The sequence below is a fragment of the Streptomyces profundus genome (genome assembly GCF_020740535.1).
GTDB classification, from domain to species: Bacteria; Actinomycetota; Actinomycetes; order Streptomycetales; family Streptomycetaceae; genus Streptomyces; species Streptomyces profundus.
In genome coordinates this window covers 4,392,457-4,416,012 of the sequence record NZ_CP082362.1, presented here as the reverse complement: position 1 = coordinate 4,416,012, position 23,556 = coordinate 4,392,457, and the positions used below count along the sequence as shown (strand labels likewise).

Below are 23,556 nucleotides of genomic sequence, written 5' to 3'. Positions count from 1 at the left end.
CGGTGCGGGAAACGGCACGGTAACCGTGCGGGAGGTGAGAACATCAAAGCACCGTCAGGTTATCCGGGAATCCGCGTTATGGCAGAAGAGTCTCCACCAACGACTCCAACAGTCCACCGAGCCAGAGGAAGGCCAACACCATGGGTTTGCGGGGATCGTCGTCCGGCAGCTCGAAAAGCTTTTCGACGGTCGAGTCGTCCTCGATCTCCAACCGGGCGCCGATGACCAGCCTGATGTCGTTGAGCGCGCCGACCCAGCGCTCCGACTGCTCCCGGCGCAGCGTCAGCAGCAGCCCGTCAGCGCCGGTGGGGGCGGTGGAGCGGGCCGTGTCCAGGGTGCGCACGACCTCCAGCAGACGTTCCCTCTTCTGGGTGCGCAGATCGCTCTCGGTGAAGCGGCGGAACTCGGCGGAGAGCCGTTGCCCCTCGGCGTCGGGGGGATTCCCCGGATCCTGGTAGGCGTCCGGGAAAAGCCGCGCCAACGCGGGATCCGTCGGTGGTTCGCTGGGCCCCTCGGCGAAAAGCGCGGCCAGTGGGTCGGCCCCCTCCTCCGCTTCGGGACCAGGGCCGATCAGTTCGAGAACCTGCACCGACACGCTCCGCAGAATGGACCATTCGACCTCGTCCAACGCGATGGCCGCGCCCCGCTCGTCGCCGCTCACCGGCTCGAAGTAGCCGGCCATCAACGGTCCCGCTGGAGCGTGGCCCAGAGGCCGTATCCGTGCATCGCCTGCACATCCCGCTCCATTTCCTCGCGGGTGCCCTGGGATACCACGGCGCGGCCCTTGTGGTGGACGTCGAGCATGAGTTTCTTGGCCTTGTCCTTCGCATAGCCGAAATACGCCTGGAAGACGTAGGTCACATAAGTCATCGTGTTCACCGGGTCGTTGTGCACCACGGTGACCCATGGGACGTCCGGCGTCGGCGCCTCGTCGGGCGCCGCGTGCTCCTCGGTGCGTTCGATCTCCACGGGCATGGCAGTCACGCCCCCCATGCTGCCACCACCCCCGCCCCGGGACCCAAACGCCCTGCGCAGCGCCCGACCCGCAGATATCGTCAGTTTGACGAGATCCGGGGTACGCTTGCCCCATGGACGTCATGGACCGAAGGCACCAGGGACGGCCGGTGACGGTGCCCTCCACCGCGCTCTTCACCGACCAGTACGAACTGACCATGCTTCAGGCGGCGTTGCGCGCCGGCACCGCGCATCGGCGCTCGGTGTTCGAGGTCTTCACCCGCCGGCTGCCCGAGGGCCGCCGCTACGGAGTGGTGGCCGGCACCGGCCGGGTGCTCGACGCGGTCACCAACTTCCGCTTCGAGCCCGAGCTGCTCGACTTCCTCGACCGCCAGAGCGTGGTGGACCGCCGCACCCTGGACTGGCTCGCCGACTTCCGCTTCAGCGGATCCGTGCGCGGCTACCCCGAGGGCGAGGTGTACTTCCCCGGCTCTCCGATCCTCCAGGTGGAGGGCAGCTTCGCCGAGTGCGTGCTGCTGGAGACCGTGATCCTCTCGATCCTCAACCACGACTCCGCGGTGGCCGCCGCCGCCTCCCGGATGGCGGTGGCCGCCGCCGACCGGCCGCTGATGGAGATGGGCGCCCGGCGCACCCACGAGCTGGCCGCCGTCGCCGCCGCCAGGGCCGCCTATGTCGGCGGCTTCTCCACCACCTCCAACCTGGCCGCCGGCTTCCGCTACGGCATCCCGACCGTGGGCACCAGCGCGCACGCGTTCACCCTGCTCCACGACAGCGAGCGCGACGCCTTCGTCGCCCAGGTCGACTCGCTCGGCGTCGGCACCACCCTGCTGGTGGACACCTACGACGTGGCCGAGGCCGTCTCCACCGCCGTCGAAGTGGCCGGGCCTGAGCTCGGCGCGGTGCGGATCGACTCGGGGGATCTGCTGATGATCGCCCACCAGGTCCGCCGCCAGCTGGACCGCCTCGGCGCCACCAAGGCGCGGATCGTGGTCACCAGCGACCTGGACGAGTACGCCATCGCCTCCCTGGCCGCCGCCCCCGTCGACTCCTACGGCGTCGGCACCCAGCTGGTCACCGGCAGCGGGCACCCGACCTGCTCGATGGTCTACAAGCTGGTCGCCAGGGCCGACGGCGAGGGCCCCGACGCGCCCATGCGCCCGGTGGCCAAGAAGTCGCTGGGCGGCAAGCTCTCGGTGGCCGGCGTCAAATGGGCCGCCCGGCCGACGGACGCGCACGGCGCGGCCGAGGCCGAGATCATCGGAACCGGCGAGATCCCGCCCGAGCTGGCGGAGAGCCGGGTCGGCGTCGAGCTGATGCGCGACGGGGAGCCGGTGGGCGCCGAGCCGCTGGAGGCGGCCAGGGAGCGGCATATCCGCGCCCGCGCCCGGCTGCCGCTCTCGGCCACCCAGCTCTCCAGGGGCGAGCCCGTGCTCCCGACGCACTACCGCACGCCGACGGCGTGAACCCGCGCCGCCCAGTAGGCTCGGGCCGACCAGATCGAAGGGCAACCTCACGGGGATGGACAGGTGGTCTCGATGCACCGCGCGCTGATCGTCGTCGACGTACAGAACGACTTCTGTGAGGGTGGCAGCCTCGCCGTCGGCGGCGGCGCCGATGTCGCCGCCGCGATCACCGACCTGATCGGCGCCGCCACGGCCGGCTACCGGCATGTGGTGGCCACCAGGGACCGGCACGTCGATCCGGGCGACCACTTCGCCGAGCGGCCCGACTACCAGAACACCTGGCCACGGCACTGCGTCGCCGGCACCGAGGGGGTGGGCTTCCATCCGAACTTCGCCCCTGCGGTCGCCTCGGGCGCGGTGGAGGCCTGCTTCGACAAGGGCGCCTACGAGGCCGCCTACAGCGGCTTCGAGGGGCACGACGAGTCGGGCACCGGCCTGGCGGACTGGCTGCGCGCGCGGGAGATCACCGAGGTGGACGTGGTCGGTATCGCCACCGACCACTGCGTGCGGGCCACCGCGCTGGACGCCGCCAGGGCCGGCTTCACCACCCGGGTGCTGCTGAGCCTGACGGCCGGCGTCGCCCAGCCCACCGTGGACCAGGCGCTGGCCGAGCTCAGCGAGGCGGGCGTGGAGCTGACGGGCGCCCCGCTGGTGCGCTCCTGAGCCGGCCCCGGCTCAGGAGGCGATACTGCTGGGCCGCCGGAAGAGGTGCGTCATCGGGTGCCAGCGCTCCGTGACATCGCAGGGAGCGGAGCGCCACACCACGCCCTCCGGATGGTGCAGCACGGCTGATATCTCGTCCGGGGTCGGCGGCGCCGCGTTGCCCCGCAGGTAGACGGCGCGCAGGCCGAGGTTCCGCAGCCGCGTCAGCGCCCTGGGGCGATTCACGGCGTGGACCAGCACGCGCACCGGCTGACCCGACGCGTCGGGCCTGGGCACGCTCAGCGCGACGACGACGCTGCCATCGGGCAGTCGCACAAAACCTCCGTCGGCCATCAGACACCTTTCCCGGTTCGTTCTCCTTCGAGGATGGACCCCCCACATCCTTACGCCATCGGCCGCCGCCCGTCGAGGGGCGGCGGCCGATACGCACTCTGACCTGCGGTTTTCTAGTCGATCACATCAGCAGTCGTCAGATATCGACGGAAAGCCAACGCGTGGACACGCTCCGTATGGGCGCTCAACGACCGCTGGGCCCCACCCGGACGGTGATCGGGTTGGAGCCGTTGCGCGGCTCCGCGAGCACCGTGATCTTGGTGTTGGTGTCGGGAACGATCACGCTGTTGCCCGGGTTGGCCTCGTCCCAGTACTCGCCTCGACGGTCGTCGAAGGTCCGCTGACCTGGCTGGCCCGGCAGCGTGGTGGGCGTGCCGTCCAGATGGAGCGTCAACTCCTCGGTCGCGGAACGACCGAAGGTGGCGTCCCTGGACTGGATCCGGTTGCGGATGAGCGAGCCGTCGGCCCAGTTCTCCGAAGCCGGATGCGCGTCCACCGGCAGGACCAGGCCCTCGCCCGGGTGCTGGCTGGTGTTGTTGTTGGTCTGCGAGGTGTCCCACAGCCACACCAGCATGCCGTTCTCATAGGAGTAGTGCTCCACCCAGTCCGGCCGGTCGGTGATCCACCCGAAGTTGTAGGGCCCGTTCTCCAGCGTCGCGTCGTAGTTGACGTACTGCCGGTTCTCCAGGATGTAGTACTGCGGGTAGTCGTCGGTGATCGAGGCGCCGACCACCGAGAAGCCGTCGACCTCCCAGTCACCCTCGCCGTCCTCGGCGTTGTCGCTGAAGGCGACCTCGCCGTCCACGCTGATCGTGATCTCGTCGGCGGTGAAGCCGATCTCGGTCAGCGCGCCGTCCGTCTGGTAGCGGAAGCGGATGTCGACGCTGTCGCCGGCGTAGGCGTCCAGCGGGAAGGACAGGGCCACATGGCCGTCCGAGACGCCGGTGATCACCGGGCGGTCGGCGCTGTCCCTGGGCAGCGGCTCACCGTCGGCGGTGCCGTCGATCGGCGTCCAGGAGGTGCCGTTGGTCGACGCCTCGACATAGAGGTTGTCGTAGCCCTCCTCGATGCTGTACCAACCGGTGAGGTCCAGCGAGGCGGTCTCGGCACCGGCCAGGTCGACGGTGCGGGTGAGGGTGTTGCTCAGGTCGTCGCCCGAGCCGCTCCACCACTGCGCCTCGCCCTCGGCGGGCTCGGTGATCTCGTGGGTGACGGTCTTCGACGGCAGCTCGACGATCACGGCCTGGGTCTCGCTCCGACCGCCCCGCGCCTCGGGGAACTGGTTCCCCGCCGCGCCGATCCGGTGCGTGGACCGCGTCGCGGCCTGCGCCACCTCGTAGTCCAGCCAGCCGAGTTGCAGCTTCTCCCAGGAACCCATCTCGTTGGGCAGGGTGCCGATCGCGCCCTCCCCGAGGCTCAGCCAGGAGCCCGAGGACATGGCGGACCAGAACGCGGTGCCGTTCTCGCCGCCGGCCGTGTCATAGAGGTCGGGCAGCCCGAGGTCATGGGCGAACTCGTGGGCGAAGACGCCGACTCCGCCGTTCTCCGGCTGGATGGTGTAGTCGCCGACCCAGATGCCGGTGTCGCCGATCTGGGTGCCGCCGGCCGGGTTGTCGTCGGGCCCGGTGAGCCCGATCTGGTCCGCGTACGCGTACCAGCGGTGCGCCCAGATGGCGTCGTCGCCCTGCGCGCCGCCACCGGCCGAGGCGTCCTCGCCGGCGTGCACGATCTGGAAGTGGTCCAGATAGCCGTCGGGCTCGTTGAAGTCGCCGTCGCCGTCGTAGTCGTAACGGTCCTGGACGTCGTACTCGGCGAGCGTCGCGAGGATCTCCTCCTCGGGCACCCCGGCCGCGACCTGGTCCTCGTACCAGGCGTTCACCCCGTGGGCGACGACGTCCCACACCTCCTGGCAGACGTTGCTGCCGCAGATGCTGGTGCCGTACCTGGCCTCGTTGTAGTCCACCCGGACCCAGTCGGTGACCATGCCGTCGACGGTGTAACGGCCGGAGGACTGCCCCTCGAAGTACTGCTTGACGGACGGGACGTCCGGGTCCTCCGAGTAGTAGATGTCCTCGTAGTACTCCCGGCCGAAGTCCTCCTGCCAGATGGTGGTGTTGTCGTGCTCCCGGTCCGGCTCGGCGATCTCGTTGACCCGGGGGCCCGGGTCGCCGCCGTAGACCGGGTGGACCTCGTCGCCGAACTCCACCAGCACGGTGAAGATCTTGTCGGTGCCGGTGGTGGCCACCTCGACGAACTCGCCGTCCGACAGCTCGACCACCTCGGAGCCCGCCAGGGTCTGGGCGCTGGAGTCACCGGCGATCAGGGCCTGGAAGGCCTGCTGCCGCTGCGCCTCCTGCTTCTCCGCCAGCGGGTTCTCCAACTCCGGTGTGGCGCCGAAGCGTTGGTCCTCAACCGGGATGTCGATGTCGTCCGCCGGCGTGCTGGCCTGCGCGGTACCGACCGGCACCAGAGCCGCCGCACCCAGCGCGGCGATGGCCGTGGCCACGACGGCGGTCGTGGATCTTGTGGATCTCTTTCCTAGCTTCACCTGTTCGCCAGTCCTCCCCTGCGCACGCAGTGATCTATCGGGACGCATTTGACATGAGTAAGACAGAAAAAGACAGACCTTGATTCAAACTCAGGGGCCAACTAACGTTTTGCAGGCGCCTGTCAGCTCTCCGTTAAGCGAAGTGACGGCGATCCGGCGGCGATCCGGCGGGCGATCCCATGCTGTTCCCTCGGCGGTCCCGCAGCGTTCCCTCGGCGGTTCCTGGACGGTTCCTCGGCGATCCATCCGTGGCGCCCGGGCGGATGAACCGATGCGCCCCCCGTGCTCCCACCCCACCGAACCACCACGCTTACCCGGCTCGCCGGCCGGGCATCGAGGCTCGTAGAGTCGTTCGATGGGAAGGTCACCCCCTCGCCTTCCCGACGGCTACAGCTCTCCATCCGAGGACGGATACCGCCATGCCGCACCCGACCCCCGTGCAGATCGCCTACGGTTCGGTCACCGTCATCACCCTCACGTTCCTGACGCTGCTTCTGGTCCCCGCCGACTCCCTGCCCGTCGCCCTGGCGATCGCCGGCGGCGCGCTGGCCGCCGGCACCGGAGTGGCGCTGCTCGTCAACGCCCGTTCCGGCAGCTCCCGTTCGGCCGCGCCGGCGCCCGTCCCCGCTTCGGCACCGGCTTCTGTCCCGGCGCCGGTCGCCGCTCCCCGGCAGGGCCTCGCGCCCGTCGCCGAGCGCTCAGGGGCGCGGGTCTGAACGACGGCCCCGGCCCCGTCGAACGGGCGGGGCCGCGCGCGCTCACGCGGTGGAGACCACCAGGGTCCTGGCCGCCTTGTCGTGCAGACACTGGCGGTAGGGGCGGTCCCAGGTGCAGAACAGCACGTTGACGAGCCAGAAGATGAAGCCGACGTAGGGCAGCAGCTGGGGCAGCGAGTAGACGCCGGCCCGGAGCCAGGCGGGGCTGCCGTGCGGCACCGCCCCGTCGGCCAGCATCGCCACCCGAATCCTCATGGCCATCTTGCCCAGGGTCTGGCCGCGTGCGCTGAGCATCAGCGCCTCGTAGACGAAGTAGACCAGCAGGACCACGGCCTGCCGCCCGTAGGAGCCGTCCCCGTCGTTGTCGTAGCCGCCGGCGAACGGCCAGAGAATGAGCGTCACCGGAACCGCGACGATCACGATGTCGATGATCCTGGCCACCAACCGCCGCCAGAGCGCGGCCAGGGGCGGCATGCCCGCCAGCGGGTCGGCGGCCCCCTGGGCATCGCCGTAGGGGTTGCCGCCGTAGCGGTCAGCCCCCGTGGGGACGCCGGCGCCGGGCGCGCCCCCGCCGGCCGCCGGCGGGGGCGGTGCGGGAGGCAACCCGGACTCGTCGCGAAGGGTGGGCTCGATGGGCCGATCGCGTGCCGGCTCGTCGCCGGGGCCTGGGCGCGGCTGCTCGGTGCTCATGGCAGCGAGTCCACCCCGCCCCCGGCACGACCGCATCCGGACGGCCGGCGGATGGGCTACCGGGCTGGTCCGACCGGGTCAGCCGGCTTCTTCTTGGTGGCCACGAACGTCTTCGCCGCCTTGTCGTGCCAGCCCTGACGCCAGGGCCGGTCCCGCACGGCCAGAATCATGTTGACGATGCCGGCCAACACCACGACGAGGAGGTTGTAGACCAGCCAGCGCCAGAGCGCGCTGCCGAACGACGGCGCCTCCTGACTCCGCATGTCCAGCACCTGAATCCCGCAGATCGCCTTGCCCAGGGTGGTGCCCCAGAGCGCGACGGGCAGCACCTCGAAGAGCAGCCCCACGCCGAAGAACACCCCGAGCACCATGCCGAGATAGCCGCCGGTGGTGCCGTCGATCAACCAGATCTGCTCGTTGACGCCGGCATGCTCGATGGCGTCGATCCGGTCGCTGATGTGGTCCCTGGCATCCCCGAGCAGCGGCACCGCCAGCGCGATCGCACCGCCGAGCGGCAGGATCAGATCCAGCAGCCGGGCCGTCAGCCGGCGCCCCGAAGGGGCCGGATACTTCTGCTCCGGCTCGGCGAGCTTGCCCATCATGGTGAGCGGGGCGCCCTCGTGGGACTGGAGATACGACGACTGCGAGCTCGGCTGCTGCGGCGGATAGCCGTAGCCGCCCTGAGGGGCGCCCTGGGCGGGCGGCGGGTAGCCGTAGCCGCCGGGCTGGCCGGCGGGAGGGCCCTGCTGGGGAAAGCCGTAGCCGGAGCCCGGCTGGCCCTGACCTGGCTGACCGGGCTGACCGGGCTGGCCACCGGGCTGCGGGAAGCCGTAGCCGGACTGGCCCGGCTGGCCGTTCCCGCCGGGCGGGAAGCCTGGCCCTGCGGGCGGCTGACCTGGCGCACCCGCGCCGGAGGCCGGCGGAAACCCGTACCCGGGCTGCTGCCCCGGCTGACCGGGCTGGGGAAAGCCGTAGCCGGGCTGCTGCCCGGCCTGCCCGGGAAAGCCGGCGCCCGGAGGCGCCTGCTGCCCACCGGGCTGACCGGGCGACCCCACACCGGCGGGAGCCTGCTGACCGGGGAACCCCGCACCGGCCGGCGGCTGTTGACCACCGGGGGCACCGGGGGCACCGGGCTGACCCGGGAAACCGGGGGCGCCCGAGGCCGGAGTGGCCCCACCCGGGGCACCGGGCTGGCCGGGCAGGCCAAGACCGGGAGGACCCCCCGCAGGAGCGGCACCCGCCGGGGCACCGGACGAACCAGCCGCGGCGGCCTGCGCGTTACCCCCACCCGGGGCACCCGACTGACCGGGAGCACCGGCCGCCGGAACGGCCCCACCCGGCTGGCCGGGCAGACCGAGGCCAGGAGGACCGCCCGCAGGAGCGGCACCCGCCGGGGCACCGGACGAACCAGCCGCAGCGGCCTGCGCGTTACCCCCACCCGGGGCACCCGACTGACCGGGGAGGCCGAGGCCGGGAGGACCGCCCGCGGGGGCCGGCGCGTCCGCACCCGCCGGCGGGGTGGTCGAACCGCCGGAGGCACCCGCCGGCGGGGTGGCGGAACCGCCGGAGGCACCCGCCGAGGCGCCGGAGGCGCTTCGTTGGGGCGGGAGGGAGAGGCCGAGCGGAGGGCTGGGCTCCGCCGAAGCGGCCAGCGCCGGCGGTTCGGAGCCCTCGGACGGCGTGCGCTGGAACTGGCCGCGAGGGTCGCCCCGGCCCGGCGCCGCCACCGGAGAGGTGCTCACGTCCTCGTCGGGGCGCCAGGGGCCGCCGCGTTGGTCGCCGCCGGGCGCGATCTCGGCGCGCCCCTGCTGCTCGGGCAGGGCGGCGCCGCCCGACCCGGCTGCCGGAGGCGTCGGCATCGGCTCGCCCTCCCGTGGCTCGGGCCGGCTGCTGCCGGGAACCCAGGTCTGACCGTCCCAGTACCGGATATAGCCCGGAATGGACGGGTCGGGATACCAGTTGGGCCCCGGGCCGCTGGCGTTTCCTGCGGGTGGGAGGCTCATAGGCGGGCCGAATCCCCTCGTCCGTACATCCTGCTCATGGTCTCTGCGGGATATGATGTTACGTCGCCGCGCGTGCGGCGATACCCCGAGTCAGTCTGTTGTACGAGGACCCTAACGAACTGCGGCCGACTGCGGGGAATCGAGGCGGCGGAGGCCCCGCCGGCCACGCCCTGGCCCGCCCAACCCGCCGCGTCGACAGCGCTCTTGGGCCCGCCGACGAGCCCGCCTCGCGCCGGCGGAGATCCCCGCGCGTCCGGCCTTCTCCCCTGATTCGCTCACTCATGGTGACGAAGGTAATCCCCGCCACTGACAATCCACCGCGCCGCGTGGACGCGAACCCCCGCGGGGTGCTCGGGAAAAGTTCGGCAACCCGCGTAATAGGAGGCCGCCGCTCCACTCTCCTCCCCCAGACGGCACCAGCGTGGGTGAAGTGACCACAAAGAAGGGGGTCTTGTCATGCAGACCATCATCGAGCGGGAGTTGGACGTTGAGTTGGTGCTCGCCCCGGAGCGCAGCATCCTCATCCCGGCCCGGCTCAGCTACCGCTCGGACGACCCCTTTGCGGTGCACATCACGTTCCATATCGGCTCGGACGCCCCCGTGCAGTGGACGTTCGCCAGGGAGTTGCTGGTGGAGGGCGTGTTCCGGCCGGCAGGGCAGGGTGATGTGCGGGTCTGGCCGGATCTGCCCGAGGAGCACCGCGGGCTCGGCAGCGCGGTCTGCCTCTCGCTGCGCTCCCCCGACGGGGACGCGCTGCTGCGGGTCCCGGCACACTCGGTCGCGGCCTGGCTGGAGCGGACGATGCGCGTGGTGCCGCCGGGGCGCGAGGGGCGCGACTGGGACATCACGGACGCGCTGTCGGCGCTGCTGTCCGCCCCGCTCGCCGACGCGCGGGGCCGGTCGGAGACGGAGGAGCGGCACGACCGGGCGACGGAGCGGCCGAGCCGCTCCGAGCTGCCGGGCCTGTCCCAGGTGTCCGACCTGACCGACCTCGCCGAACTACCCGACCTCGGGCGGCTCTCCCCCCGAGACCGGCCCGCCGACCTCGGGGGCCTCACCGACCTGACGGACCTCACCGACCTGACCGACCTCACCGGCCTCACCGACCGCCCCGAACACACCGACCTCGGCGGCCGGTTCGACGACACCGGGGAGGCCACCGGCTGAGCCGCCGGCGGCGTGCCGCACCAGCGGTATCGTCCGCAGCGGCACCGGGTTGGAGAGCGCGATCACCGTGGACGAGCGGACGATCCCTGCGAACCCGACGACCTGGTCGATCACCCGCTGCAGATCCTCGTTGGAGCGGGCCACCAGCCGGCAGAGCAGATCGCCCTGGCCCGTGATGGTGTGCAGCTCCAACACCTCCGGCACCCGCCGCAGATGCCGTCTGACCCGCTCGCCGACACCCTGGGTGATCTCCAGGGTGACGAAGGCGGTGACCGGGAACCCGATGGCCGCCGGGTCCACCTCGGGGCCGAAGCCTCGGATCACGCCCCGGGCGCTGAGCTTCTCCAGCCGCGCCTGGGCCGTGCCCCTGGCCACGCCGAGCCGGCGGGACGCCTCCAGCACCCCGATCCGTGGCTCGTGCGCCAACAGCTCGATCAGCCGTGCGTCCAGTGTGTCGATCGCCACGCCCGCCCCTTCCGTACCAGCGCCCGCCGGGCCCTGGGCAACCTGTGCGGATTGACCGGCACCTCCCCGACCAGCCCATACAACATGCCCAGTGAAAGCGCCAACTATTGCACAGACTGCCAATGAGGCGCACCCTGCGAGCATGACTGCGGAGACACCTGAACACAGCGCGGACGACCCGTTCCCCGTACGGGGTATGGACGCCGTCGTCTTTGCCGTGGGCAACGCCAAACAGGCGGCCCACTACTACGCCACGGCCTTCGGGATGAACCTCGTCGCCTACCGTGGCCCGGAGCACGGCAGCCCGGAACTCGCCTCCTACGTACTGGAGTCGGGCAGCGCCAGGTTCGTCCTGACCTCGGTGATCCGAGCGGAGAGCGAGGAGGGGCACGCACTGGCCCGACATGTCGCCGAGCACGGGGACGGGGTCGTCGATCTGGCGATCGAGGTGCCGGACGCCAGGGCCGCCTTCGCACACGCCACCGCCCGGGGCGCTCGGGCGCTGCGGGAGCCCGAGGAGATCTCCGACGAGAACGGCACGGTCGTGCTCGCCGCCGTGGCCACCTACGGCGAGACCCGGCACACCCTGGTGGAGCGCCGCGACTACAAGGGCGTCTACCTGCCGGGCTACCAGCCGGCGCACGCCCTGGTGGCGGCCCCCGAGCGGCGCTTCTTCCAGGCGGTCGACCACTGCGTCGGCAACGTCGAACTCGGGCGGATGAACGAGTGGGTGGAGTTCTACCAGCGGGTGATGGGATTCACCAATATGAAGGAGTTCGTGGGCGACGACATCGCCACCGAATACTCCGCGCTCATGTCCAAGGTGGTCGCCGACGGCTCACGCAAGGTCAAGTTCCCGATCAACGAGCCGGCGCCGGGCCGGAAGAAGTCGCAGATCGACGAGTATCTGGAGTTCTACGGCGCCGCCGGGGTGCAGCACATCGCGCTCGCCACCAACGACATCGTCCGCACGGTGAGCGCGATGCGCGCGGCGGGTGTCGAGTTCCTGGACGTTCCGGACTCGTATTACGACGAGTTGGGGTCCTGGGTGGGTGAGACCCGGGTGCCGATCGACACCCTGCGGGAGCACCGGGTGCTGGCCGACCGGGACGAGGACGGCTATCTGCTACAGATCTTCACCAAGCCGGTACAGGATCGTCCGACGGTCTTCTTCGAGTTGATCGAACGGCACGGATCGATGGGATTTGGAAAAGGGAACTTCAAAGCTCTCTTCGAAGCAATCGAGCGTGAACAGGCGCGACGGGGGAATCTGTAACATCACCACCCCCCACAGCCGCCCCCGCGACCTGCACTCGCGGGGGCGGTTTCCCGTTCCGGCGCCCCCGCCGGTCGGCAGGAGCCGGTCAGCAGGAGGGCGCCGAACCGTCCGTGGCCAGGGCGCGCAGGCTGGTGATCGCGTCCGTGAGCGTCTCCACGGGGACCAGGCGGAGCCCGTCCGGCGCGTTGCCGCTGGCCGCGTCGCACTCGTCGTGCGGCACCAGGAACACCTCGGCGCCGTCCGCCCGAGCCGCGTGCGTCTTCAACGGCACCCCGCCGACCGCGCCCACGGTGCCGTCGGCATCGATGGTGCCGGTGCCTGCGATCACCAGGCCGCCGGTGAGGTCGCCCCCCTGCCCGTCGCCGTCCAACAGGGCGACCAGGCCGAGCGAGAAGAGCAGCCCGGCGCTCGGCCCCCCCACGTCGCTGAGGTTCAGCTCGATCTCGATGCCCTCGTCCGAGCGGCCCAGATGGCCGAGCGCGGCGGCCACAGCCGCGTCCTGGGAGGAGCGCATCTGCTCCGCGTTGTGGTCCCTGATCTCCTCCGTCGATTCCCCCACCGGATAGACCGAGTCCCTCGGCAGCACCGCCCGGTCGTCGGCGAAGTACCCGCTGACCACGTCCGCCAGCCGGATGGTGGCGTCGGGCGAGGTGGCGTTGATGGTGGTCATCCGCAGCTCGCCCGCCGTCGGCAGCGGCTCGACACCGCTGATCCGGATCACCGGCTCGCCGCCGTGCTCGCCCAACACGTCGGCGGTCATCCCCGGCTCGGTCACCGCGAACGGCAGCGGGGCCAGCGCGGTGACCGCGAGCAGCGCGGCGAACGCCGCGCCGCAGCAGGCCAGCACGCGGCGCCTGCGGCGCTCGGGCGACGGCCGGTCGGCGGGGGTGTCGGTGGCCGTCTTCGCGGCCGGCGCTGCGGGCATGGCAGCGAATCTAACGCAGTGCTAACGCAGCGCGTCGGCCACCTCCCTGGCCGCCCTGATCACCCGCGGGCCCACCTCGGGCGGCACCACGTCGCTCAGCAGCACCACGCCCACGCTGCCCTCGATGCCGCACTCGGCCGGCAGCGGCGCGGCGGCGCCGCTGGCGCCCGCCTCCAACTCGCCGTGGGTGGCGACGAACCCGTCCTCGTCGTCGATGTCCTTGCAGCGTCCGGTGAGGATGGCGCGGCCGGCGGCGCCCTGTTCCAGCGGGTGCCGGAAGCCGGTGCGGTAGGCGACGTGGTAGTCGGTCCAGGTGGGCTCGACGACGGCGACGGCCAGCGCGTCCGTGCCGTCGACCACGGTGAGGTGGGCGGTCGCGCCCAGCTCCTCGGCGAGGGTGCGCAGCGCCGGCAGCGCGGCGTCCCGCACCAGGGGGTGCACCTGTCGGCCCAGGCCGAGCACGCCGATGCCGACCCGGGCCCGGCCGCTGGCGTCGCGTCGGACCAGGGAGTGCAGTTCCAGGGTGGCCAGCAGCCGGTAGACGACGGTTCGGTTGACGCCCATCTGGCGGGAGAGCTCGGTCACGGTCAGCCCGTGGTCGGTCTCCGCCAGGAGCTTGAGGACCCGAAGGCCCCGGTCGAGCGTCTGAGAGGTCTCGGTGGTCACGACGCCCCCTTCTCAGGTGAGCCCGCAGGTCCCGCCCGGCACCGCGATACTCCCGACCCGGCCGCGGCGCGCGCGTGGGCCAACGGTCGCGGATGCCAAGGAGCAGAAGCCGGCTGCACTCCCCGGGGGCGGCTCTGCCACCCGGGTGTACGCGTGTCCGGAAATGTATCGAGCGTCACCGCTCAGCGGAAGAGGCTGTCCAGATTCCGAGCAGTTCGCCGGCGATTGGTACCGCTATCTACCGCAACTCCCTTTTATGGCCGCGCGATCAGCGCATTTTCGTGGCCCACTCGCGCACCTTGAGCACCCGCTGCCGCAGCTGCCCCGCGGTGGCCTCCGCCGTCGCCGGGCCGCCGCAGACCCGCCGCAGCTCGGTGTGGACCGCCCCGTGCGGCTTCCCCGACTGGTGGGAGTAGGCACCGACCAGGGAGTTCAGCTCGCGGCGCAGCTCCATCATCTCCTTGTGCGAGACCACCGGGCGGCGCTCGGCCGGCAGCTCGATCAGATCGGCCTCCGCGTCCGGCTTGCGCCGGCTGTGCGCGATCTGCCGTGCCTGCCGCTTCTGGAGCAGCATCTGCACCTGATCCGGTTCCAGCAGCCCGGGGATGCCGAGGTAGTCCTGCTCCTCCTCGCTCCCCGGATGCGCCTGCATGCCGAACTCGGCGCCGTCGTACATCACCCGGTCGAAGACGGCCTCCGACTCCAGTGCCTCGAAGGGGAGCTGCTCCTCACCGTCCGGCTCGTCCCGCTCCCGCTCCGCCTCGGCGAGCAGCGCGGCCTCCTCGGCGTACGGGTCCTCCTCCGCCTTCTTCGGCTTGTCCAGCACATGATCGCGCTCCAGCTCCAGCTCGTGCGCGAAGCCCAGCAGCGAGGGGATGGTGGGCAGGAAGACGGAGGCCGTCTCGCCTCGCCTCCGGGACCGGACGAAACGGCCGACCGCCTGGGCGAAGAAGAGCGGCGTGGAGATGGTGGTGGCGTAGACCCCGACGGCCAGCCTGGGCACGTCGACGCCCTCGGACACCATCCGCACGGCGACCATCCAGCGGTCGTCCGAGGTCCGGAACTCCTCGATCCGCCCCGAGGCGCCCGCGTCGTCGGAGAGCACCAGGGTGGCGGACTCCCCCGTGATCTCCCTGATCAACTTGGCATAGGCCCGTGCCGATTCCTGATCGCTCGCGATCACCAGACCGCCGGCGTCATGGATGGACCGACGCACCTCGCGCAGCCGCTGGTCGGCGGCGCGCAGCACCGCCGACATCCACTCGCCCCTGGGGTCGAGCGCGGTGCGCCACGCCTGCGAGACGGCGTCCTTCGTCATCGGCTCGCCCAGCCGGGCCGCCACCTCGTCCCCCGCCTTGGTGCGCCAGCGCATGCTGCCGCTGTAGGAGAGGAAGATCACCGGCCGCACCACGCCGTCCGCCAGCGCGTTGCCATAGCCGTAGGTGTAGTCGGCGACCGAGCGCCGCACCCCGTCGTTGCCCTCCGCGTAGGCGACGAACGGGATCGGGTTGGTGTCCGAGCGGAACGGTGTGCCGGTCAGCGTCAGCCGCTTGGTCGCCGGGTCGAACGCCTCCAGACACGCCTCGCCCCAGGAGCGGGAGTCCCCCGCGTGATGGATCTCGTCGAGGATCACCAGCGTCTTGCGCTGTTCGCAGCGGTTGCGGTGCAGCATGGGCCGCACGCCGATGCCCGCATAGGTGACGGCGACCCCGTGGTAGTCCCGGCCGACCGGACCCGCGCTGTACTCCGGGTCCAGCTTGATGCCTATCCGGGCGGCGGCCTGGGCCCACTGGGACTTCAGGTGCTCCGTCGGCGCGACCACGGTGATCTGCTGGACCACGTGGTGGTGCAGCAGCCAGGAGGCCAACGTCAGGGCGAACGTCGTCTTGCCGGCGCCCGGCGTGGCGACGGCCAGGAAGTCCCGGGGCTGCGTGCGCAGATACTCGTCCATCGCGGCCTGCTGCCAGGCGCGGAGCTTGTTGGCCGTGCCCCAGGGCGCGCGCCCCGGAAAGGCCGGCGAGAGGTGGGACGAAGGGGCCGGAGCGGCCGGTGAGGAAGAGGCGGTGGTACTCACGATCTCCCGTGCGGTCTCGTCGAGACGGTCAGTCGGCAACGCCCCAGCGTAGCCGCTGCGCGGAGCCAGCCGTCGGCCGCTCCCCGCCACCCGGACCTGCGCCGCGGGACCGGGGCGGGGCCAGGGCCGGCCAGGGCCGGGGCCGCTGCGCGGGGCAGGGGCGGGCCTGCGGACGCGCAGCCGGGGCCGGGCCCGGCGCGGACTGGGACCCCCGCCGGCCGGAGCCCCGGGCGGGCCTGCGGCGCGGACCCATGGCCGGGCCGGGGCCGGGGCGGGCCTGCGGCGCGGACCCATGGCCGGGCCGGGGCCGGGGAGATCCGCGCACGGTTGCCGCCCTGCCGACGGCCCCGGCCGGGCCGAGGCAGCGGACGGAGCACGCCACGCTCGCCGACAACCACGCCCCCGCGGGCAGCGGTTGACGCCCACCGCTCCGCCCATGCCCAACGACCGCCCCCACCCCCTCGGAGACGGGAACCGGCGTGGCCAACAGCCACCCGCCGGTCAGGGTCAGGCCCGACCGGGGCGCCCGGCAGCCGACACTGGCACCCCGAACCGGCCAGGGCCGGGGCCGCTGCGCGGGGCAGGGGCAAGGTGGGAGCCGGAGCCGGAGCCGGAGCCGAGGCCGGGGCCGGAGCCCCGCGCGGGCCTGCGGACGCGCAGCCGGGGCCGGGCCCGGCGCCGACTGGGACCCCCGCCGGCCGGAGCCGAAGCCGAGGCCGGGCCGGGGGCCCGGCCCGAGGGAGCGGACGGAACACGCCACGCTCGCCTACAACCACGCCCCCGTGGGCGGCGGTTGACGCCCACCGCTCCGCCCATGCCCAACGACCGCGCACGGCCCCTCGGAGACGTGGGCCGGCATGGCCAACGGCAGCCCGCCCGCCAGGGCCCGGCCGACCGGGACGCCCGGCAGCCGACACTGGCACCCCGGACCGGCCGGGGCCGGGGCCGCTGCGCGGGGCAGGGGCGAGGTTGGAGCCGGAGCCGAGGCCGGGGCACGGGCAGGGGCGGGCCTGCGGACGCGCAGCCGGGGCCGGGGCTGGGGCAGGGGGGCCTGCGGCGCGGGCCCATGGCCGGGCCGGGGCCGGGGAGATCCGCGCACAGTTGCCGCCCTGCCGACGGCCCCGGCCCGAGGTAGCGGACGGAACACGCCACGCTCGCCTACAACCACGCCCCCGTGGGCGGCGGTTGACGCCCACCGCTCCGCCCATGCCCAACGACCGCGCACGGCCCCTCGGAGACGTGGGCCGGCATGGCCAACGGCCGTCTGGCGACCGGAGCCGGCCCACGCACCCACACGGCCCCGGGGGGCAGGGCCGCAAGGCCAGTGACCGCCGGGCGGCCGACGGCCGGGGCCGGCGCCCCGGGGGCCGCCAGGCCAACGGGTGGCTCAGCCGCCGGCGGGCGGTTCGCGGAGGCGTCCGCCGACCAGGACGCTCAGCAGGGCGACGGCGAACGCGGCCAGTGAGACCGCGAGGAACGCGCCGGGGCCGACCGCCGTGTCCACGGACGACTCGGTCGCGTGCGCCGAGGCGGCCGTCGCGTCGCCGCCGAGCGCCGCGAAGAGGGAGCCGACCGTGGTGAGCATCACCACGTTGGCCAGGGCGTCACAGAGCTGGAGCGAGGCCACATTGCCGCCCGCCTCCTTCGGCGTCGAGAAACGCAGCACCAGCACGCCCACCGTCGACACCACCAGGCCCATCCCGAAGGCACCCACGCCCAGGGTCAGCACCGGCAGCCACACCGGCACCGCGTCCAGCAGCACCAGCGGTGTGGTGCCCACACCCAGCACGATCACCACCGTGCCGGCGCGTACCAGTGCGAAGCGGTGAGGTTCGGCCCATGGCCGGGACTGGGCCCAGGAGCCCACCGCCCAACTCGCGCCCGAGGCCGCGAGCGAGAGCCCGGCCTGGGTGTAGGACAGGCCCCGCTGGGTCACCAGCAGCAGCGGCAGAAACGTCTGGGTCGCGAGATAGGCCGCCGAGATCACCCCGCGCAGCGCGATCACCGACGGCAGCCCACGGCGGAGCCTGAAGGTGCCGGCCGGCAGCAGCCGAGCCGCCGAGGGCGCCAGCAGCGCCAGGCCAACCAGCACTGGCAGCAGCGAGATCCAGCGCAGCTCCTGCCCGCCGTACTGGAGCAGCCCGGCGCCCACCGCGACCGCCACCGCGAGCCGCAGCAGCCGCCGGTCCATCGGCCGCGCCACACCGTCGGGCGGGCCGGAGGCGGAGCGCCGCAGCTCCGGCAGCAGCACCAGCAACGGCAGCACCACCAGTACCGTGATCCCGAGGAACACCCAGCGCCAGCCGAAGTGTTCGGTGATGGTGCCGGCGATCACCGGGCCCACCATCGACGGCACCACCCAGGCCGCCGAGAACGCGGCCAGCGCCGCCGGCCGCAGCCGCTCCGGATAGGCCCGCCTGACCGTGACGTAGAGCGCCACGATCACCAGGCCGCCGCCCACCCCCTGGAACGCGCGGCCCACCACGAAGACCCACATCGCCTGCGCCACCCCGGAGAGCAGCAGACCGCCTGCGAAGGCCGCTATCCCCGTCACCACGGGGGCCATCGGCCCCGACCGGTCGCACCACTGCCCGGACGCCGACATGCCCAGCAGGCTGGTGGTGAAGAACGCGGAGAAGGCGAACGCGTAGAGCGAGACCCCGTCGAGCGCGTCGGCCGCCGCCGGCATCGCGGTGCCGACCGCCATCGCCTCGAAGGCGATCAGCAACACCGTGGCCACGCACCCCAGCGTCATCGCGCGGTAGGGGGCGCTCAGCACCCCGCCCGCCGGTTCGGCGGGCGGGGACGGGCGGATGGGGCCGACGGGCCCGGCCGGTTCGTCGGGGTCGGCGTCTGGCTGGGCGGCCTCGGCGTGTCTCATGGCTCCACCGTAAGGAGCGAACCCCCCGGCTGCCTATGCACCTACAGCAGGGAAACCCCTGGTCCCGGAGGACCAGGACCCCGGACGGGGGCGGCTAGCCCGCGCCGACGGCGAACTGCGGCTTGATGGGGAGACGGTTCACCGGCTGCCCGGTGGCCGCGCGCACCGCCGCCGCCACCGCCGCCGGGGAGACCACCAGCGGCGGCGCGCTGGCCGACTTCGCGCCGAACGGCGCGACCACGTCCCGCTCCTCAAGCAGCGACACGATCCGCACCTCGGGCGTGTCCAGGGCGGTCGGCAGCGCGTACCCGGTGAGGTCGGCGCGCCGCACCTCGCCGCGCACCACCCGCAGATGCTCGGTCAGCGCCGCGCCGATGCCCTGGGTGACGCCGGCCTCGATCCTGGCCCGCAGCTGGCGCGGGTTGAGCACCCGGCCCACGTCCTGCGCGATCGCCATCTCGACGACCCGCACCGCGCCCAGCTCCACGTCGACGTCGACCACCGCCCGCACCGCGGCGAAGGCCAGGCCGACAAAGGCGTCGCCCTGCCCCGACTCGTCCAACGGCTCGGTGGGATGCGGCCGGCACTGGGCGGTGGCCCACAGCTCCTTGCCCTCCAGCGCCTCCGTGACCGTGGTGCTCAACACCCCGTCGTACGAGGTGATCTTCCCGTCCTCGATGGTCAGCAGCTCGGCGGACATGCCGAAGTTGGCGGCCAGCGGCTGCAACAGCTGGGTGCGCACCATCCGGGCCGCCCGTTCCACGGCGCCGGCCGAGACCCAGGTGTGCCGGCCACGGCCGCCGGGACCGGCGGGCGGCTGGTCCGTGTCGACGGGCGCCACCACCACCTCGTCGACGCCCAGCACCTCCTGCACCACCTGCCGGGCCAGGGTCGCGAAGCCCTGCCCCGTCTCCACCGCCGCGCACAGCACGGTGGCGGTGGCCCCCTCGGCGTTCCCCTCGACCCGCACCGTCGCCGTGGACACCTCGTCGGTGCCCTCGGCGCCCAGCAGGTGCACCATGCCGAGGGCGTAGCCGACGCCCCGGCGCACCGCCGCCGGATCGCCCGCGCCGTCCGGGCCGCCCGGCAGCAGCCAGTCCTCGATCGGGCCGTCCTTGGGCAGCGCCGGCAGCGGCGCCTCGCGCACCGCCGACAGCAGCTCGGCGACCGGCGCCGGACAGGTCACGGCCTGGCCGGTGGGCAGGGTGTCCCCGGTGGCCAGCACGTTGCGGGCACGCAGCTCGGCCGGATCCATCCCCAGCCGGGCCGCCAGCTGGTCCATCTGCCCCTCGTAGGCCGCGCACACCTGCATGGCGCCCTCGCCCCGCAGGTAGCCCGCCGGCGGGTTGTTGGTGCGCACCGCCCAGCCGTCCACCACCGCGTTCGGCACCACATAGGGGCCGCCGGCGAAGGAGACCGCGGCGGCCAGCGCCTCGGCCGACTCGTCCGCGTAGGCGCCGGCGTCCATCAGCAGCTGGGCCTCGACCTTGACCAGCCGGCCCTCGCGGTCCGCGTGATGCCAGTACCGCAACAGCGTCGGATGCCGGTGCGCGTGGCCGAGGAACGACTCCTCGCGGGTCGCCGCGAGCTTGACGGGGCAGCCGGTGCGGATCGCCAGCAGGGCCAGCGGCAGTTGGAAGCCCTGGTCCTCCCGGTCGCCCAACGAGCCGGGCACGCCCGTCACATAGACCTTGACCTGCTCCGTGGTCAGGCCGAGACAGCCGGCCAGCCGGTCCCGGTCGGTGTGCGGGTCCGTCGCGGCCACATAGATCTCGACGCCGCCGTCAGGGCGCGGCACGGCAAGACCCGACTCGGCGCCGATCGGCGCCGAGTCCTGCCGGCCGATCCGGTAGAGGCCCTCCACCACGACCTCGCCGGTCGCCGCCGCATCGCCGTGACGCAGCGGGATATGGCGGATCACGTTGCCGTCCGGGTGCAGCGGATCGGCCTCGAAGGCGCGTTGGGCGCTGGTCACCGCCTCGATCGGCTCGTAGTCGACGGCGATGGCCGCCGCGGCGAGCCGCGCCGTCTCCGGATGGTCGGCCGCCACAGCGGCGACCGGCTCACCGTGGTACCGCACCTCTTCGGAGGCGAACGCCGGACGGTCGGCGACCCGCCGACCCAACAGGCCGTCGCCCGTCACATCGGCGTGGGTGACCACCGCGCGCACGCCCGGCATGGCCTGCGCGTCGGTGGTGTCGATGCCCTTGATCCTGGCGCGCGGATGCGGCGCCCTGAGCACCGCGGCCCACAGCAGGCCCTCGGCCCACAGATCGGCGGTGTAGGGGAAGGTGCCGGTGGCCTTGGCGCCGGCGTCCGTCGGGGGCAGCGAGACGCCGAGGCCCTGCCCGCTGCGCCCGGCCCCGCCCGTACCGGCCGGGCCCGCCCCGCCGGTGGGCGCGTGGACCGTGACGGCTGTGACGTCGGCCGGCCCGTTCGCTTCCGCCATCACATGCCTCCTGCCTGGGGAAACCCGCCGGCCGACGTGGGGCCCGCCTGGTGTGGGATACGCGGCGTCACCGGCTCGGGGGCCTGGTTCGCCTCGCTCACTGCCTTGGCCTCCGCCGCCTCAGCCGCCGCCCTGGCCACCCGGGCGCCGCGCTCGGCCGCCACCTCGCGGACGGCGTCCAGCACCCCCCGGTAGCCGCCGCAGCGGCAGAGGTTGCCGCAGAGCGCGCGCCTGGTCTCCAGCTCGGTGGGGGCGTGGTTGCCCTCCAGCAGATCGTGCACCGTCATGGCCATGCCCGGCAGGCAGAACCCGCACTGCACGTCGCAGCCCGCCAACGCCCGCTGCACATCGGAGGGTTCGCCGGCCGAGCCGAGACCCTCGACGGTGCGGATCTCGCTGCCAGCCGCCGTCGCCGCCGGCACCAGACAGGCCGCCACCAGCCGGCCGTCCACCTGCACCGAACAGGCCCCGCACTCGCCCTGCGAGCAGCCGTCCTTGGCACCGGCCAGGCCGAGCCGCTCGCGCAGCACATAGAGCAGGGACTCGCCGATCCAGGCGCCGGCCACCGGGCGTTCGACCCCGTTGACCCGCAACACATAGGAGACCTCGGGGTGTTCACTGCTGCTGACCACCGGCGCCGGATCGCCGTCCGCCGCCGCCCCCTCGACCGGGTCCGCCGAGTCCGCGGGGTCGGCCGGATGCGGCTCCCCCGCCGCCGGCGCCGACCAGGGCGCTGGGCCCCGCCGCTCGCCCGGCTCGTCGGCCGGCGCGCGCCAGAGGTCGGGCTCGGCCTGATGGCCGTCGGGCGGCTGCCCGGGGCCGTCCGCCGGCTCGCGCAGCTCGGAGCGGCCTTCGAGGGAGCCGGCCAACGCCGCCGCCGCGCCCTGCCCCAGGGCGGCGTGCCGTGTCTCGGGCGGCTCCGACGCCCCGGGCGGCTCGGGCTGCCCCGGTTGCTCCGGCGGCGCGGCCCCCGGGGGCCGCGCCGGGGCCTCGCCGAAGGCGAACGGCATCGTCCACTGCCCGGTGGCGCCCGGGTCGACGCTGGGCTCGGCGGTGGCGGGCGGCGCGCTCGGCTCGATCACCGGCGGCCGGTATCCCTGCCCGGGAGCCGCCAGCGGCTCGCTCCCGCCCTGCCGGGGGAAGTCGCCCGGCAGTTCCAGGAAGCCGGTGGCCTCCGCGTCGTACTCACCGCCCCAGTTGGGCTGCGGCGCCTGGGCGCCTGGGTCGGGCTGCTGCTCGTTGCTCATCGAAGAGCCCTTCCGAGTCCACGGCGGGCCAGTGCTGCCACGGTACGCCGCAAGTGCAGTACCGCGCGCGGGAGTTGGGCAGGTTCGGCGCCTTCTTTCGCCGGCGCGGGGTCCGGGATGCAGGCCATTCCGACGTAGTCCCCGAAAGCGGCCAGCGCCTCGGGCGCCAGCCCGCGTTGACCGTCCCAGTCGACCAGTGACGCCACCCAGCGTTCGGCGTCCAGGGGGCGCAGCGGCATCGGGGCCACCGCGCCCACCGCGCAGCGCACCTCGCGGCGCAGCGGGTCGAGCACCACGGCGACCGAGGCGACCGCGCGCGAGGGGCCGGTGCGGCCCGTGGCCTTGAGGTAGGTCTGCGGGGCGTGCAGCAGCGGCACCCGCACATGGGCCACCAGCTCGCCGGGTTTCAACCGGGCACGGCCGGCCAGCAGATGGCTGACCGGGATCTGTCTGCCCTCGCCCCCCGGGCTGGCGATCAGCAGGGTCGCCTCCAGCGCGGCCAGCACCGGCAGCGTGTCACCCGAAGGTGCGGCGGAGATGATGTTGCCGCCCAGCGTCCCGGCGTTGCGCACCTGCGGCGGCCCGGCGGAGCGGGCGGCGGCGGCCAGCGCGGGGATCAGCGCGGCGAAGTCGGGGCGGCTCATCCGGGAGTGCGTGAGACAGGCGCCCAACAGCGCGTGACCGTCCTGGTACGCCCAGCCACGCAGCTCGGCGAGGCGGCCGAGCCCCACCAGGGCGGCCGGGCGCAGCAGCCCGGCGTTGACGCCCGCCATCAGATCGGTGCCGCCGGCGACCGGCACGGCGGCCGGAACATCGGCCAACGCCGCCACGGCGTCGTCCAGCGTGGCAGGTAGCGCGACGAGCTGGGCCGCCTGTGGTGCCGGTGCGTGCGTGCTCAATCCAGCTGCCCCTTTCCGGTTGTCCCGGCTGCCGAGCCGTACCGTACGTGCTCCGGGCCCGGAGGTGGCAACTCTGGCACATTTTTCGCCTCCGCAGACGCGCGGGGCGGTCA

The 23,556-nt window shown here is 73.2% G+C and carries 18 protein-coding genes and 2 pseudogenes; 6 read left to right on the top strand and 14 right to left on the bottom strand.

Annotated features, from left to right (window positions below):
• Window positions 1-76: 76 nt before the first annotated feature.
• Window positions 77-682, bottom strand: a complete 606-nt coding sequence (locus K4G22_RS19525) for a DUF2017 domain-containing protein (RefSeq protein WP_228081571.1) — start codon at window positions 680-682, stop codon at window positions 77-79.
• A complete protein-coding gene (gene clpS / locus K4G22_RS19520; RefSeq protein WP_228081570.1) occupies window positions 682-993 on the bottom strand; it encodes an ATP-dependent Clp protease adapter ClpS in 312 nt (103 codons plus the stop codon). Before clpS ends, K4G22_RS19525 begins: the two co-directional genes overlap by 1 nt.
• A gap of 104 nt (window positions 994-1,097) precedes the next feature.
• On the opposite strand from clpS, the gene K4G22_RS19515 reads away from it, so the two are divergent.
• Window positions 1,098-2,438 (top strand): nicotinate phosphoribosyltransferase, encoded by a 1,341-nt coding sequence (locus K4G22_RS19515; protein WP_228084157.1) that lies wholly within the window; start codon window positions 1,098-1,100, stop codon window positions 2,436-2,438.
• A 72-nt stretch (window positions 2,439-2,510) separates the two neighbouring features.
• The gene (locus K4G22_RS19510) at window positions 2,511-3,101 is read left to right on the top strand and encodes an isochorismatase family protein (protein WP_228084156.1); all 591 of its coding nucleotides are present in this window, start codon (window positions 2,511-2,513) and stop codon (window positions 3,099-3,101) included.
• Between the two features lie 12 nt (window positions 3,102-3,113).
• Here the strand turns inward: K4G22_RS19510 and K4G22_RS19505 are convergent, their stop codons facing one another.
• Both K4G22_RS19505 and K4G22_RS19500 read right to left on the bottom strand, forming a co-directional pair.
• Window positions 3,114-3,434: an FAM71 family protein gene (locus tag K4G22_RS19505; RefSeq protein ID WP_228081569.1), complete on the bottom strand. Its 321-nt coding sequence runs from the start codon at window positions 3,432-3,434 to the stop codon at window positions 3,114-3,116.
• A gap of 184 nt (window positions 3,435-3,618) precedes the next feature.
• Window positions 3,619-5,982 (bottom strand): immune inhibitor A domain-containing protein, encoded by a 2,364-nt coding sequence (locus K4G22_RS19500; RefSeq protein ID WP_228081568.1) that lies wholly within the window; start codon window positions 5,980-5,982, stop codon window positions 3,619-3,621.
• A gap of 419 nt (window positions 5,983-6,401) precedes the next feature.
• Between K4G22_RS19500 and K4G22_RS19495 the strand changes: the two genes are divergently transcribed.
• A complete protein-coding gene (locus K4G22_RS19495; protein WP_228081567.1) occupies window positions 6,402-6,698 on the top strand; it encodes a hypothetical protein in 297 nt (98 codons plus the stop codon).
• A gap of 42 nt (window positions 6,699-6,740) precedes the next feature.
• Here the strand turns inward: K4G22_RS19495 and K4G22_RS19490 are convergent, their stop codons facing one another.
• Entirely contained in the window at window positions 6,741-7,388 is a 648-nt protein-coding gene (locus tag K4G22_RS19490) for an RDD family protein (protein ID WP_228081566.1), read from the bottom strand.
• 56 nt (window positions 7,389-7,444) lie between these two features.
• On the bottom strand, window positions 7,445-8,443 hold the full coding sequence (locus K4G22_RS31670) for an RDD family protein (protein WP_265590236.1): 999 nt from the start codon (window positions 8,441-8,443) through the stop codon (window positions 7,445-7,447).
• Between the two features lie 463 nt (window positions 8,444-8,906).
• Between K4G22_RS31670 and K4G22_RS19480 the strand changes: the two genes are divergently transcribed.
• Window positions 8,907-9,299 (top strand): hypothetical protein, encoded by a 393-nt coding sequence (locus K4G22_RS19480; RefSeq protein WP_228081565.1) that lies wholly within the window; start codon window positions 8,907-8,909, stop codon window positions 9,297-9,299.
• A gap of 548 nt (window positions 9,300-9,847) precedes the next feature.
• A pseudogene (locus K4G22_RS19475) lies at window positions 9,848-10,279 on the top strand (SsgA family sporulation/cell division regulator); the annotation flags it as partial.
• 276 nt (window positions 10,280-10,555) lie between these two features.
• Here the strand turns inward: K4G22_RS19475 and K4G22_RS19470 are convergent.
• Window positions 10,556-11,023: pseudogene (locus K4G22_RS19470) on the bottom strand (Lrp/AsnC family transcriptional regulator); the annotation flags it as partial.
• A gap of 142 nt (window positions 11,024-11,165) precedes the next feature.
• Between K4G22_RS19470 and hppD the strand changes: the two are divergent.
• A complete protein-coding gene (gene hppD / locus K4G22_RS19465) occupies window positions 11,166-12,299 on the top strand; it encodes a 4-hydroxyphenylpyruvate dioxygenase (protein ID WP_228081564.1) in 1,134 nt (377 codons plus the stop codon).
• 88 nt (window positions 12,300-12,387) lie between these two features.
• Here the strand turns inward: hppD and K4G22_RS19460 are convergent, their stop codons facing one another.
• From K4G22_RS19460 to K4G22_RS19430, 7 genes are all read right to left on the bottom strand, one after another.
• Window positions 12,388-13,227 (bottom strand): hypothetical protein, encoded by an 840-nt coding sequence (locus K4G22_RS19460; protein ID WP_228081563.1) that lies wholly within the window; start codon window positions 13,225-13,227, stop codon window positions 12,388-12,390.
• A 21-nt stretch (window positions 13,228-13,248) separates the two neighbouring features.
• Entirely contained in the window at window positions 13,249-13,893 is a 645-nt protein-coding gene (locus K4G22_RS19455; protein ID WP_228081562.1) for an IclR family transcriptional regulator, read from the bottom strand.
• A gap of 268 nt (window positions 13,894-14,161) precedes the next feature.
• Window positions 14,162-15,967, bottom strand: coding sequence for a DEAD/DEAH box helicase (locus K4G22_RS19450; protein ID WP_228084154.1), 1,806 nt, complete (start codon window positions 15,965-15,967; stop codon window positions 14,162-14,164).
• 1,387 nt (window positions 15,968-17,354) lie between these two features.
• Window positions 17,355-18,848, bottom strand: a complete 1,494-nt coding sequence (locus tag K4G22_RS19445) for an MFS transporter (protein WP_228081561.1) — start codon at window positions 18,846-18,848, stop codon at window positions 17,355-17,357.
• 94 nt (window positions 18,849-18,942) lie between these two features.
• Window positions 18,943-21,297 carry a molybdopterin cofactor-binding domain-containing protein gene (locus K4G22_RS19440; protein ID WP_228081560.1) on the bottom strand — a complete coding sequence of 785 codons (2,355 nt, stop codon included), beginning with the start codon at window positions 21,295-21,297 and terminating at the stop codon, window positions 18,943-18,945.
• On the bottom strand, window positions 21,297-22,544 hold the full coding sequence (locus K4G22_RS19435) for a 2Fe-2S iron-sulfur cluster-binding protein (protein WP_228081559.1): 1,248 nt from the start codon (window positions 22,542-22,544) through the stop codon (window positions 21,297-21,299). The genes K4G22_RS19440 and K4G22_RS19435 overlap by 1 nt, the downstream gene beginning before the upstream one ends.
• Window positions 22,541-23,443, bottom strand: coding sequence for an FAD binding domain-containing protein (locus K4G22_RS19430; protein WP_228081558.1), 903 nt, complete (start codon window positions 23,441-23,443; stop codon window positions 22,541-22,543). The genes K4G22_RS19435 and K4G22_RS19430 overlap by 4 nt, the downstream gene beginning before the upstream one ends.
• Window positions 23,444-23,556 lie beyond the last annotated feature (113 nt).